This is a genomic window from Chryseobacterium sp. Leaf394 (genome assembly GCF_001424105.1).
GTDB lineage: Bacteria > Bacteroidota > Bacteroidia > Flavobacteriales > Weeksellaceae > Chryseobacterium.
On record NZ_LMQH01000011.1, the window covers coordinates 1,609,332 to 1,623,208 of the forward strand.

Consider the following 13,877-nt stretch of genomic DNA (forward strand, 5'->3'; position numbering starts at 1 on the left):
TCAAGCCTTTCCCAAGTCTGATTCAAAATAAATATCTTTGCAGTCTAAAAATCTAAAAATGCGTATTTCACTCCTCTGCATCGGTAAAACGGATGACAAAGAAATCAACTCTCTTATTCAGTATTACCTAACCCGGCTTCCGAGACACTGGAATTTTGAAGTTACTGAAATTCCCGACGTGAGAAACGCAAAAAATTTAACGCCGGAACTTTTAAAAAAGGAGGAATCTAAATTATTTTTAAATCAAATCGATAAAACTGATCTGGTTATACTTTTAGACGAAAAGGGAAAGCAGTTTACCAGCCGTGAATTTGCTCAGAAAATAGATGTCTGGATGAATTCTTCGGTAAAAAAAATACATATTCTGATCGGCGGAGCTTATGGTTTTTCAGATGAAATCTACAGCAGAGCCAACGAAAAAATGTCACTATCTAAAATGACATTTACTCATCAAATGATTCGGTTATTTATTGTTGAACAGATTTACCGTGCAGATCAGATTCTTCAGGGTAAACCTTATCACAACGATTAAATTAAACTTTCAGGTTGATCTGTCTTTTGGCTTCTCCCACCACGAATGCAACAGAATTGGCAATATTAAAACTTCTTATAAGCTTAGACATCGGAATGGTTAAATGATTTTCAAAACGGTCTAAAACATCTTTGGCCAAACCCTTACTTTCTTTCCCGAAAACGAGCCAGTCGCCATCCTGAAAATCTATTTCAAGATAAGATTTTTCAGCATGGGAACTCATCAGAAATACTCTGGACAGATCCGGGATATTTTTCATCCACTCATCAACATTTTCGTATTCGGTAACGTCCAGATGCACCCAGTAATCGAGGCCCGAACGTTTGAGATTTTTATCATCGATCAGAAATCCCAAAGGATGAATAAGGTGTAATCTGCTTTCGGTTCCTACGCAAAGTCTTCCTATATTTCCTGTATTGTTGGGTATTTCAGGTTCTACGAGAACGATATTTAACATGAATGGATAAAATTTTTGAAAATAAATCAGAGTTTTACTGAGTTTTTTTGATGCATTTTACTGCGTAGTCAGGCAGAAGAGATTTCTCGTGTCCCAGTGCTATGGCTTTGTCTAAGTTTTCGCAGGCTTCTTTTGGTTTTGCTGTTTCAAAAAGAATTGCAGCTTTTGTGACGTAGGACTGAGAAAATTTTGAATCTATTGAAATCGATTTGTTGACATCTGCCAAAGCTTCTTTATATTTTTTCATCTGAACATAGACCTCTGCCCTTCCGTTGTACAGAAGAGATTCCGGCCGCTCAGCAAGAAGTTTATTGTAGTCGGCAAGCGAACCTTCAAGATCTCCCGAACGTCTTTTTAAAGTGGCTAAGCCTGTCTTTGCAAATAAATTGTCCGGTGCAAAAGTAAGGATGTAATTGAGGTCTTTCAGGGCAAGATCTTTTTTGCCCATATTGTCATACACTTTAGACCTCAAAAGATAAAGATTAGCATTCTGTTCTTCCACTTTAAGTCCGGAATTGATGTATTCCAACGCTTTCGGTCGGCTGCCTTTGGTGTTGTGAAGTGCGGCAAGGTTTTCATACACAGAAACTGAAAGAGGATTAGTAATTAAAGCAGATTCGAAAGATTTGAATGCTGCGGATGTTTTCCCTAATCTTCGCTGTGCCGTCCCCAGGTGAACGTAATAATCGGATTTAAATTTCTGTATCAGTTCTTTATCTGCAAGAATCTGATATTGTTTTTCTGCACATACATAATCATTTTTGCGCATACATTCTTCTGCCAGTTTTTTATCCTGAGCATCGATGCAGGTCATTGAAAATAATGCTGCACCTAAAAAAAATAGTTTTGTCTTCATTGAGATATGGTTTGTCTGTTGATCACTTTTTTTGCGAGTAAAGCAAATACCACTCCCACCAAAGATCCTGCAAACGCCCCAACCAAAATATCTCCCGGGAAATGTACGCCTAAATAAATTCTGCTGTATGATACGACTGCTGCCCAAAAGAAAACGAAATATGGCAGCCATTTGATTTTTTTTCCTAATAAAACACTCAGATAAGATGCTAAAAAGAAGGTGTTGGATGCATGTGCAGAATAAAATCCGTGCTCTCCGCCACATTTTACAATTCTCATCAAGCCCTGTAAAGATGGGTCATGACAAGGTCTCAGTCTTTGAATACCGTGTTTGAAAACACCGGCCATCTGATCTGAAACCGTAGTTCCCAAGGCTACAAAAATGAGTATGAATATGAAAGATTTAAGTTTAAAATTTTTGTAAAGAAAATAACAGAAAATCGCGTAAAGCGGTATCCAGATAAAGGTTTTAGAAATCAAAATCCAGAACTGGTCAAAAGGCTGACTTCCGAGCGTATTCAGATATAGAAATATCTCTTTGTCTTCTAAAACAATCTCTTCCATTATCTGCTTACAGGTCCTTCGTAAGTATCATCTTCAGAAGGTTTTATTACAGGTTTATTGTCAGTGAGTTCTTTCGGTGATGTACTGTTGAAATCATCATCCATATTGTTCAGAGGATTATATTCTTTGGCGGCATCTTTAATTTTATCAATTTCTTTCTTGATGTCTGAAACAGGATTATCAGCCTCTTTCATAATTTCTGTTTTGATGTCATCTACTGCACCACGCATTTTTCTTACGCCTGCACCCAGATCACGGGCGATAGACGGAAGTTTATCCGGGCCGAATAAAACCACGATGGCCAGAACGATGAGAGCCATTTCTCCAAAACTTAATTCCATTCTGTAAAAATACAAAAGATTCAATATAAATCTTAAGTTTAGGTATAATTTTAAAAATATTTTAAGATTTCTTTTTTTCGAATGCGTAATAGGTAATTACGACACTTACAGACATCATGATGAATGCCAGAAAAAACGGAGCACCCGGAAATCTGAATTCTGCATTTCTCTCACTGAATTTATAGAAGAGATAAGTCATTAAAGGTGGTCCTATTGCCGCTGTGATACTCATTAAACCCGTTAAAGCACCTTGCAATTCGCCTTGCTCTTTTGCATCAACATTTTTGGAAATGACAGACTGTAAAGCCGGGCCACAAATTCCTCCTAAACAGTAAGGAATCAAAATCACAAACATCATCCATCCTTCTGTAGCGAATGAAAAGAAAAGCATTCCTACTGCATAAAAAGCAAGTCCGAGATAAATACTTTTGTATTCACCCAATTTGGGAGTTGTATATCTTATCAAAACTCCTTGTACCAAAGCTACTAGAACCCCGACGACAGCCAGCGAAAAGCCAACCATTGCTGTGCTCCATTTGAATTCGCTTTGTGTGAAATAAGTCCAGTTGGTCTGCACGGCATGACCTGCAATGTAAATTAAAAAAAGACTGAGAACCAAACCGGAAAGTTCACGGTGTTTTAATAAAAATTTTAACGAGCCAATCGGATTAGCACGCTTCCAGTCAAACTCACGTCTTTTGTCTTTATCTAAACTTTCAGGAAGAATAAAATATCCGTAGAGAAAATTAACCAAACATAAAACTGCTGCTGCATAAAAGGGAACTCTCGGTCCGAAATGCCCTAAAACACCTCCAAATAAAGGTCCGATGATAAAGCCTAATCCAAAAGCAGCCCCGATCATCCCAAAGTTTTTTGCACGGTCTGTGTCTGTAGATATATCGGCAATGTAAGCACTCGCCGTGGTAAAGCTCGCTCCTGTAATTCCGGCAATCACCCTTCCGACAAACAAAAGCCAGATGGTAGGCGCCAAAGCAAGGAAAACGTAATCAACGGCAAAACCAAACAAAGAAATCAGAATTACTGGTCTTCGTCCGTATTTATCACTTAAATTTCCAATAACAGGCGAAAAGATGAATTGGGTAAATGCATACGCAAAGCCCAACCAGCCACCGTATTTTGCGGCTTCATTTACACTTCCATGGATGAGTTCTTCAATAAGTTTTGGTATCACGGGGAGAATGATTCCTATCCCGATTACATCGATTAAAAGTGTGATAAAGATAAAGCCGATGGCTGCGCTTTTCCTTGATTTTTCCATACCTGCAAAATTACTGAAAACTGAAAATGTGCGGTGTTTAATTTTGCATTTAGATTCAATTTAAATAAAAAAAAGACTGCCTTTAAAAAAAGACAGTCTGTATAACTTAATTGTAGTTAAATTTATTTTGAAGTCAATACTTCTTTATCAGAAGTAGATTTTCCTTTTACATCTTCTTCCTTACCTGTTTTCAGGAAGTCGTAAGCGATTGCTGATGCAATGAATACTGATGAGTAAGCACCGAAACCGATACCGATCAACAAGGCAAACATGAATCCTTTAAGGTTATCTCCACCAAAGATGAAGATCGCAAGAATTACCAATAATACAGTGAAAGTTGTATTGAACGTTCTACCTAAAGTACTTGAGATAGAGTCATCAAACAAACCTGCCAATGTAACTGATTTTTTCTCTCTTAAATATTCCCTGATTCTGTCGAAGATAATTACCGTATCGTTGATTGAATAACCCAATACTGTAAGAATTGCTGCAACAAAATCCTGATTGATTTCCATGTTGAAAGGCATAATATTGTGAAGCAATGAATACGCTCCCAAAATAATTACCGCATCGTGGAAAAGGGCAACAACTGCTCCCAAAGAGAACTGCCACTTTCTGAATCTGATTAAAATATAAATAAAGATACCTGCCAATGCAGCAACAACTGCTAAAATACCGTGTGTTTTGATATCGTCAGCTACAGTAGGCCCTACTTTTTCTGATGAAACAATTCCTGCGTGATCTTTATCTGCAGATTTGAATTCTTCTAAAGTAAGGTTAGCAGGAAGATTTGCTTTTAAACCTTCATATAATTTATTTTCCACAGTCTGATCTGCTTTCAGAGATTCGTCTTCGAAAAGATAATCTGTAGAAATTTTCAACTGTCTGTCGTTACCGAAAGTTTTTGCCTCAACAGAAGAATTTTTCCCGTCTTCAGTTTTGAAAAGTTTCACTAAACTTTCTTCAGCATCTTCAGCACTCACGTTTTTATCAAATCTTACCACATAATTTCTACCTCCAGTAAAGTCGATTCCGTATTTAAAACCGTTGGTAAAGATTGAAACTAAGCTGACAATTGTTAAAATAACTGAAACTGAATAAGCAATTTTTCTCTTTCCAATAAAGTCAATCCACGTATTTCTGAATAGATTTTTCGTAGGAGCCGTCCAAACTGAAAGTCCTTTCCCTTTTTCAAGTCTTGAGAAAATCATTACTCTTGATAATGCTACCGACGTGAATAAAGTCATGATGATACCAATACCTAAAGTGATCGCAAATCCTTTGATAGGACCCGTTCCGAAGAAGAATAAAACTGCTGCCGTAAGTAAAGTGGTAAGGTGACCATCGATAATTGCGTTTAATGCATGTTTAAATCCGTCTTTATAGGCCTGAAGAATACCTTTTCCGGCGAAAAGTTCTTCTTTCGTTCTTTCATAAATAATTACGTTCGTATCCACGGCCATCGCCATAGTAAGTACCATACCTGCGATACCTGGAAGCGTTAACGTGAAGTCACCGGAATCCATAATTCCGAAAATGTAGAATAAGTTGATGATCATCGCGATAACCGCATAAACACCAGCTCCACCGTAATAGAAAATAATATAAACGATGATAATAAGGAATGCAATTCCAAAAGACATCATCCCCGCATCAATAGATTCCTGACCCAATGAAGGACCAACAACCGTATCCTGAACCACTTTCGCACCTGCAGGAAGTTTACCTGCTCCCAAAACGTCAACCAATTCTTTGGCTTCTTCCTGAGAGAAGTTTCCTGAGATCTGAGTTCTACCGTTTGGAATAGCATTTACAACATTTGGTGCTGTATATACATTTCCGTCAAGCGTTACTGCTACCGGTCTTCCAACGTTTTTCTCGGTTAAAGTTTTCCATTCTTTAGCACCTTTAGAATCCATCTGCATATCTACTACTACTCTTCCAAGATCATCGTAGCTGATTTTTGCTGTTTCCACTGCTCCGTCTACCGGTGCTTTCTGGTTAATATTTCCTCTGATAGCATAAAGCACAAGATCATCCGGAGATGTAGCTTCAGGCTTATATCCCCAAAGGAACTGAGTATATTTAAGGTTGGCAGGTCTTAAAGACTGCGCCACTTTGCTTCTTAAAATTTTGTTTACAGTCGCAGTATCAGAAATTTTGATGTTTCCCACTCCGTTAGACTGAAGTTTTTCGAACTGTAAAAGTTTCATTAAATCGGTTTTCTTAGAAATCCCGATAGAATCACCTTTAGCAGAGATCATTGTGCTTAATGACTGGAAATAAGGAACAACTTCCTGAGCCTGCTGCACTTCCCAAAACTGAAGCTTTGCAGAAGTCTGAAGCATTTTCTTCACTTTATCTCTGTCTTTCATACCTGGCATTTCAACAGAAATTCTGGCTGTACCAGGCACTCTCTGAACGTTTGGCTGAATAGCACCAACCTTATCAATTCTCGTTCTGATTACCTCAAAAGCGGCATCTACAGAAAGATCAATTCTCTTTTTTACGATGCTTTTTACCTGATCGTCTGTAGTATTGTGCTTGATTTCCTGAAGATTTGTATTTCCGAAAATTTCTGCGTCTGCAAGTTTCAGATTTGCGCCTCTTGCTTTGTTTACAGCCTCAAACTGATCAAAAAAGTTGTCGATGTAAGATTTTGTAGAGTTTTTCTGCGCTTCATCTGTCTTGTTCAAAGCTTCGATCAGCACAGCATTTGTAGAATAGTTGGTTAAATCATTTACCAGATCTCTCTGATTGATTTCCAAAAGAACGTTGATCCCACCTTTAAGGTCGAGACCCAATTTCATCTCCTTGTCTTTGGCTTTAGCGTACGTAAGCTCTGTGTAACCAAGATTCAGAGTCTGCTCTTTCAGTCTCTTGATTTCCTTCTCGTTCCCATTCGCAGCTTCGATCTGCGATTCAATTTTACTGGCGTACCAGGTTGGTATTAGCTCATTTAAGCAAATCAACCCGAGGACAATAGCAATAATTGTAATAAGTCCTTTTCCTTGCATTTTATTGTAACTACGTTAAATTAAGTCGGCAAATATAACAATTTAATTGTATTTTTTTTGACTTTTTAACAACAGAAATCGTTTATTTTCAGATAAATTGACAGTATTCTGAGCCTCTTAAAAATACTTTCTATATTATTTTCTTTAAATAATTCAAATGGTACAGATTTTTCATCAATAATTTAACACACTAAAATCCAAATTATTATGAAAAAACTACTTTTTGCGGCGGGCATTATTTGTTTGTCACTTATATCTGCACAAAGTATCACTTTGCAGGAGTTTGCTACAGGTTTCACTGCCCCTGTGGAGATTGTAAATGCTAATGACACCAGGCTGTTTGTCGTTCAGCAGGATGGTATCATCAAAATACTTCAACCTAATGGAGTTACAAACGGTACGAACTTTCTCAATATCGGTTCGAAAATCACTTATGGTGGTGAGCGGGGACTTTTGGGACTCGCCTTTCACCCGCAGTATGCCACCAACGGTTTTTTCTTTGTTTTTTACAATGATACTGCCGGTAATCTTACTGTTGCGAGATACACGGTAAGTTCAAATCCGGATGTTGCAAATGCCTCGACAGAGAAAATTATAATCAGTATTCCAAAACCTTTTGATAATCATAATGGTGGAAGCATTCACTTTGCTCCGGATGGATACCTTTGGGTTGTAACAGGCGATGGCGGTAGTGGCGGCGACCCGAATAATAATGCCCAGAATAAGAATTCGTTACTGGGAAAAATGTTGAGATTAGACATTAATTCAACGGGGCCATACAATATTCCTCCGGGAAATCCTTTTGTTGGAATTGATGGTGCAGATGAAGTCTGGTCTTACGGATTGAGAAATGCATGGAAATTCTCATTTGATCTGACCACGGGAAATGCGATGATTGCCGATGTTGGACAGGGTGTTTTCGAAGAAATAAATTCGATGCCGATTACCCAGGCGGGAATCAATTATGGCTGGAGATGTTATGAAGGTAATGGTAATTTCAACACTGGAGGATGCGACCCACAGAGTTCAATGACTTTCCCGGTTGCTGTCTATGATCATACAGGCGGAAAATGCTCTATTACTGGAGGATATGTCTACCGCGGAACTGCCAATCCTGCATTGCAGGGAAAATACTTTTTTGCAGATTACTGCTCTACTCAAATTGGAATGCTGAATTCTGATAATTCTATCACATGGACGCCAGCTTTTACAGGAAATAATTTTTCAACATTCGGGCAGGATTCACAAAAAGAGCTTTACGTAGCTGCGGTAACCAGCGGAAAAATTTTTAAAATACAGTCAGGAACTTTAGCAACGGATGAAAATATGTTATATGATGAAGGAATTAAAGTTTATCCGAATCCTGCATCAGAAAGGATATTTGTAAACGCCTATAATCTTCAGAATATGAGTGCCGAACTGATGAGCAGCGAAGGAATAAAAGTTTTGGAACAGAAAGTTATCGACCACGAAAATGGGATCGACATTTCAGGAATTCCTGCGGGAGTTTATTATTTAATCTTGAAAAATGGCGATTTGAAATCTCACAGTCAGAGAATCATCATTAAATAAAATGAATGTAAAAAGCGATTCTTTCAGGAATCGCTTTTTATTTATATCGTCATTGAAAAAATTCTTGTTTCAGGTTTGTTTCTCATCATTCTGAGATCAAAAACCATCGCAACATTTCTTGTGAAAGCACGGCCTTTTTCAGTTATTTTCACTCTGGTGTCGTATACTTCAACCAAACCGTCATTCTGCATTTCAGAAAGCATATGCAGCGAATTTTTGAGTTCTGGGAAAGAATTCGTGTCGGTAAATTCAGTTTCGAGCTGACACATTAAATTTAAAATATGACGCCTCACCGAAAGATCCTCCTGATTCAGAATATGGCCTTTCACCACCGGAATTTCACCTTCCCCGACCATTTTCTGATACTCTTCCACTGTCTTTACATTCTGGGCAAAGGCATACCACGAATCTGAAATGGCAGACATCCCCAAACCAACCATCAGAAGTGTTTTGCTTGAAGTATAACCCATGAAATTCCTGTGAAGCTTACCCTGTTTCATCGACTGATAGAGATCGTCGTGTTCCAGAGCAAAATGATCCATTCCAACTTCGATGTAGCCTAAATCTTCAAGTAATTTTTTCCCATTTTCATACAGACGTCTTTTCTCATCACCGCTCGGTAGGTCATTTTCGTCAAAACCTCTCTGGCCCACACCTTTTATCCATGGCACATGTGCGTAGGAATAAAAAGCAAGTCTGTCCGGTTTCAGTTCCATTGTTTTACGGATGGTATTTTCCATCACTTCCCAGTTTTGATGCGGAAGACCGAACACCAAATCATGACTTATTCCACGATAACCAATTTCCCTTGCAAATTCTGTTACTTCTTTTACTTTTTCGTAGGACTGAATTCTATTGATGGCTTTTTGTACCTTCGGATCATAATCCTGAACACCAAAGCTCACTCTTCTGAAACCGAGATCGTACAAAGTCTGCAAATGCTCGCGTGTTGTATTATTCGGATGACCTTCAAAAGAAAACTCAGGATCTTCGGCAATCTCTACAGTTTCAAATATACCCTGAAGCATCGTTTTCAGATTTGCCGGAGAAAAAAATGTAGGAGTTCCGCCACCCAGGTGAAGTTCTTTAAGTTTTGGTTTTTCACTGAAAAGTTTTAAATACAAATTCCATTCTTTTAAAACCGATTCCAGATACGGAATTTCAACGCTGTGCTGCTTTGTAATCCTCTTGTGGCAGGCACAAAATGTACATAAAGCCTCACAAAAAGGAAGGTGAATGTAAATGGAAATCCCTTCTTCAGAATTGGATTCGTTAAAAGATCTGATCACCGTTTCCTTATACGTTTCCGGCGAAAAACTGCTCTCATCCCAATAAGGAACGGTAGGATAAGAAGTATAACGGGGTCCGGGAATATTATATTTATCGACTAAAGAATTCATGTAAAAAAAATTTGCACACCTGTCATCAAAACAGATATGCAAAATTACTCATTAATGCCGATATACAAAGAATGACAGTTGTTAGCCTTTCACCGAAATCTTATTTTGTAATCAGTCTAAATACTTCTTCGGCGAATTTTTCTCCCAAATCCAGATATCCTGCGCTGTTATAATGCCAGGTATCGCTGTATAGATATTTTTTTGTGGAACGAACAATGGCTGCTTTTTTATCAGTTTTTACAAATTTTTCTTGAGCTTCCTGAATGATTTCACCAAAAGCCCAAACTTTGCCATTTTCATTTTTCCCAGAGTCTGAAATTTTTCCAATCACAACAGCAATGTCATCTTTTCGCAACGAAGCGCGCATCAAATTCATAAGATCGTGAAGGTGACCGTAATATTTTTCTGCAACCTCTTTGGAAAGACCTCCGTCACTTTCGCCTTGCATCCACAAAATTCCTGAAGAAATGATCTCATCTTTTTTACCATCTTTATCAATATCCGATTCTTCCAAAGCCAAACTCAGCGTTTTTAGAAAATGATCGTACTGATTAATTCCATTCCTACCATTGAAATCTGCGTCCCAACACCCAAAATTTCCTGCTGCAAGACTGTCGATGGAAGTCCCTTCCCTGGCATACTTTACCAGTGCGATTTTATCATTTGGGAAAAGTTCTTTCATCTTTTTCGCAAAAGTAAGTTCTAAACCAAATCTGTCTGAAAGTAAATTGGTTTTTCCATCTGATATAAATCCTGTTCCGTGGCCGGGTTTCAGGACTTCCCATTTTCCCAGACCTCCATTTATTTCACCATCAGGAACCGAATTTCCATGAAAAATATAAACGTCTTTGAAAGTTTTTAAATCGTTCGGTAAATCTTTATTGTAACCGAAACCGTTCATATTAGATTGACCTGCCAAAACAAAAACCCTGATTTTTTGAGCCTGAAAAACGGTGGGAATTATTAAAAGAAGAAATATTTTGAGTCTGCCCATTGAAATTTAATTGAATGAAAAATTTAGCATTGATTTCACTTTGCGAAAATCTGAAATGATTGTTTCTTCTGGATTGGATTTTTGTGAAAAAATAAAAATCTCCCGATCACATTAATATTATTTAAACATTTTAAAATTTAAGCTTCATTAAAGAAATTTTATCTTTTCCCGCGAAAACAACTGTATTTTGATCTACCCATTTGCAGACAAAAAAACCTTTTTCATCTGAAATCTTCTTCCATGTTTTTCCGAAGTCTGATGAATATGAAATATGCTGATCACCAACGGAAATAATTTCTTTTCCTTTTGAATTGGGTTTAATTTTCACACAGGTGGTGTAGCCTGCGTTGTTTCCTGAAGCCTGAATCTGCCATGTTTTCCCTGCATCGGGGGAGGTCGCAATGTTGTTGATGTTTTCATTTTGTTTTGTGTAATCTCCTCCGACAGCAATGCCAAATTTATCTCCTGCAAAATCTATTGAGTAAATCCCCTGAGAAGAAATCCCCTGAACAAAAGGTGTTTCGAAGGCTTCCAGTTTATCGTTTTTGAGATTTAATCTTAAAACTCTTGATGAATTTCCGCCTGTTGCTACCCAAAGAAAATTTTCCCCACCCGAAATGTTGGTATTGCTCGATGCAAAAGCCGCTTCGCCAGTCTTCATCTTCAGGTGCGGATATTTTTTAGTCATAAATTTTCCTTTTACCATTTTAAAATCCATCAGCTTTAAATTTAAATCTTCCGAAGGATCTGAAAATGCATAGAACTTATTCTTATGAAAATACAAAGCATCGTAAAATGCAGTTTTGGCTGTGTCCTTATAAACAACCTGGTACTTCAGCGATTTTTTATCGATTTTAAAAAACTGAGCCGGACTTTCAATATTAATCGTGTAAAACGAATTCTGATCCTGCGCTAAAGTCCGGAACTGAAGTTGTTTTTCTGAAAGGGCAATCTGCTTTTTATTTGCAGGATTTTTCAGATCTACAAAACCAAATTTAGACTCAGTTCCGCTGTACCAGATTTTACCGTCGTAGATTTCCAGCGCTCTGATGCTGATCTCATCGGTTAATATGTTTTCAAAACTTTCGATCTTCTGAGCAGATGAGAACAGAGAAACCGTGAGGAACGTTGTGGTAATTAATTTTTTCATAATACTCAAATTTAGTCAAAAAAAAATTCCGCACTAGGCGGAATTTAAAATTTATTTTTTATTGTCAATATCGATGTCTACATCTTCCAAAGGTTTTTGTTCAGCTTTAAAAGTTTCGCCATAACCGCCATTCTGCAGTTTTGAATTTCTTTTACTATAAAGGAAGTAAATAATAAAACCAATGATCAACCATCCGAAAGAATACATCTGTGCTTCTTTGCTAAGGTTAAAAATAAGGTAAACGTTGATCGCGATTCCCAAACAAGCAATTACAGGCAGTGCAGGAACTTTGAAGCTTCTTACCATATTAGGTTCTTTCACTCTCAAAACCCAAACCGCTACACAAACCATTGTGAATGCGAATAAAGTTCCGAAGCTCGTCATGTGTGCCAGGTCGTTGATTGGAGTAAGTGATGCAACGATTGCAATCACAGTCCCCAAAATCATCAGGTTTTTTCTTGGCACTCCTGAAACAGGATTTACTTTAGAAAAAGTAGCAGGGATAAGACCATCCTTAGACATTCCAAGAAAGATTCTTGACTGTCCCATGATCATTACCATCAATACAGAAATCAAACCTACTGTAGCAGCGATGGTGATGATGTAACCAGCCCATGCCTGACCAGCAATATCGAATGCATAAGCCACAGGTGCTTTAATCGCATCAGGATATTTCCCTAAAGGATTGAAATCTGAGTAATGCATCATTCCCGTAAGAACAAGTGATACCAAAATATATAATACAGTACAGATAATCAGTGAAGTGATAATGGCAAACGGTACATCTTTTTTAGGATTAATCGCTTCCCCAGCCTGCGTAGAAACTGCATCAAACCCAACGTATGCAAAGAAAATTGCAGATGCTCCCGCAACAATTCCGGCAACGCCGTAGGCATTGTGGGTAACTCCGTTTTCAGTGATGGTTGTAGCATCAGGAATAAATGGTGTCCAGTTTTCAACATTGATGAAAAACAATCCGGCTATGATTACAAAGATAATTGCAGAAACCTTTAGAATTACAATAAAGTTGTTTGCTTTTGCAGCTCCTTTTGTTCCTCTTAATAAAATCCAGATTACAAAAAGAACGATTGCTAAAGCCGGAAGATTTAAGAAAAGTTTAAAATTTGCAATCTCTGGTGCAGCGTTGAAATTAGCAATAGTCTCCTTAAAACCTAATAATTTGTCTGCAGGCAGTTTTCCTTCCGCAATCTGTTTTGTAGCTTCACCGAACGCTTTGTGAGCAGTTCCGGGATCGGTAGTCATCCAGTAAGGTAAATGAAGGCCAAACATTTTCAGTAATTTTCCGAAATATCCTGACCATGATACGGCTACCGTCATAGATCCCATGGCATATTCGAGGATCAGTCCCCAGCCGATGATCCATGCAAAAATTTCTCCTACAGTTCCGTAAGCATAAGCGTAAGCAGAACCTTCAACAGGAAGAATAGATGCGAATTCCGCGTAACATAAAGCAGCAAAAACGCAGGCAATACCTGCAATAACGAACGATAGTGCTAAGGCTGGTCCGGCATTGTAGTAAGCACCGGTACCTGTAAGTACGAAAATACCTCCTCCGATAATAGCTCCGATTCCGATGGCAGTAAGGCTCCATTTCCCCAAGACACGCTTGAGCTCGCTCTTCTGAATATCAGCTTCATAAGCACTCATTGGCTTTTTAGCCCAAATTTTAGACATATAATTTAATTTAATTAAAGA

General features: G+C 38.0%; 12 protein-coding genes. 2 read left to right on the forward strand and 10 right to left on the reverse strand.

The window, feature by feature from the left end; genetic code table 11:
• Positions 1–58: 58 nt before the first annotated feature.
• On the forward strand, positions 59–532 hold the full coding sequence (locus tag ASG21_RS11925) for a 23S rRNA (pseudouridine(1915)-N(3))-methyltransferase RlmH (RefSeq protein ID WP_056080189.1): 474 nt from the start codon (positions 59–61) through the stop codon (positions 530–532).
• A 1-nt stretch (position 533) separates the two neighbouring features.
• Here the strand turns inward: ASG21_RS11925 and ASG21_RS11930 are convergent, their stop codons facing one another.
• The 6 genes from ASG21_RS11930 to ASG21_RS11955 form a co-directional block, all read right to left on the reverse strand.
• On the reverse strand, positions 534–989 hold the full coding sequence (locus tag ASG21_RS11930; RefSeq protein WP_056080193.1) for a tRNA (cytidine(34)-2'-O)-methyltransferase: 456 nt from the start codon (positions 987–989) through the stop codon (positions 534–536).
• A gap of 34 nt (positions 990–1,023) precedes the next feature.
• Positions 1,024–1,845, reverse strand: coding sequence for a tetratricopeptide repeat protein (locus ASG21_RS11935; RefSeq protein ID WP_056080195.1), 822 nt, complete (start codon positions 1,843–1,845; stop codon positions 1,024–1,026).
• Entirely contained in the window at positions 1,842–2,408 is a 567-nt protein-coding gene (locus ASG21_RS11940; protein WP_056080198.1) for a phosphatase PAP2 family protein, read from the reverse strand. Before ASG21_RS11940 ends, ASG21_RS11935 begins: the two co-directional genes overlap by 4 nt.
• Positions 2,408–2,749, reverse strand: coding sequence for a twin-arginine translocase TatA/TatE family subunit (locus ASG21_RS11945; RefSeq protein ID WP_056080201.1), 342 nt, complete (start codon positions 2,747–2,749; stop codon positions 2,408–2,410). The genes ASG21_RS11940 and ASG21_RS11945 overlap by 1 nt, the downstream gene beginning before the upstream one ends.
• 61 nt (positions 2,750–2,810) lie before the next feature.
• Positions 2,811–4,028 (reverse strand): TCR/Tet family MFS transporter, encoded by a 1,218-nt coding sequence (locus tag ASG21_RS11950; protein WP_056080204.1) that lies wholly within the window; start codon positions 4,026–4,028, stop codon positions 2,811–2,813.
• Positions 4,029–4,150: 122 nt separating this feature from the next.
• Positions 4,151–7,045 (reverse strand): protein translocase subunit SecDF, encoded by a 2,895-nt coding sequence (locus ASG21_RS11955; RefSeq protein WP_056080207.1) that lies wholly within the window; start codon positions 7,043–7,045, stop codon positions 4,151–4,153.
• 207 nt (positions 7,046–7,252) lie between these two features.
• On the opposite strand from ASG21_RS11955, the gene ASG21_RS11960 reads away from it, so the two are divergent.
• Positions 7,253–8,617, forward strand: coding sequence for a PQQ-dependent sugar dehydrogenase (locus tag ASG21_RS11960; protein ID WP_056080210.1), 1,365 nt, complete (start codon positions 7,253–7,255; stop codon positions 8,615–8,617).
• 41 nt (positions 8,618–8,658) lie between these two features.
• Here the strand turns inward: ASG21_RS11960 and hemN are convergent, their stop codons facing one another.
• From hemN to ASG21_RS11980, 4 genes are all read right to left on the reverse strand, one after another.
• Positions 8,659–10,017, reverse strand: coding sequence for an oxygen-independent coproporphyrinogen III oxidase (gene hemN, locus ASG21_RS11965; RefSeq protein WP_056080212.1), 1,359 nt, complete (start codon positions 10,015–10,017; stop codon positions 8,659–8,661).
• 100 nt (positions 10,018–10,117) lie between these two features.
• Entirely contained in the window at positions 10,118–11,011 is an 894-nt protein-coding gene (locus tag ASG21_RS11970; RefSeq protein WP_056080214.1) for a sialate O-acetylesterase, read from the reverse strand.
• A gap of 130 nt (positions 11,012–11,141) precedes the next feature.
• A complete protein-coding gene (locus tag ASG21_RS11975) occupies positions 11,142–12,161 on the reverse strand; it encodes a hypothetical protein (protein WP_056080216.1) in 1,020 nt (339 codons plus the stop codon).
• A 51-nt stretch (positions 12,162–12,212) separates the two neighbouring features.
• Complete coding sequence (locus tag ASG21_RS11980; RefSeq protein ID WP_056080218.1) at positions 12,213–13,856, reverse strand: amino acid permease; 1,644 nt, start codon at positions 13,854–13,856, stop codon at positions 12,213–12,215.
• Between the last annotated feature and the right edge of the window lie 21 nt (positions 13,857–13,877).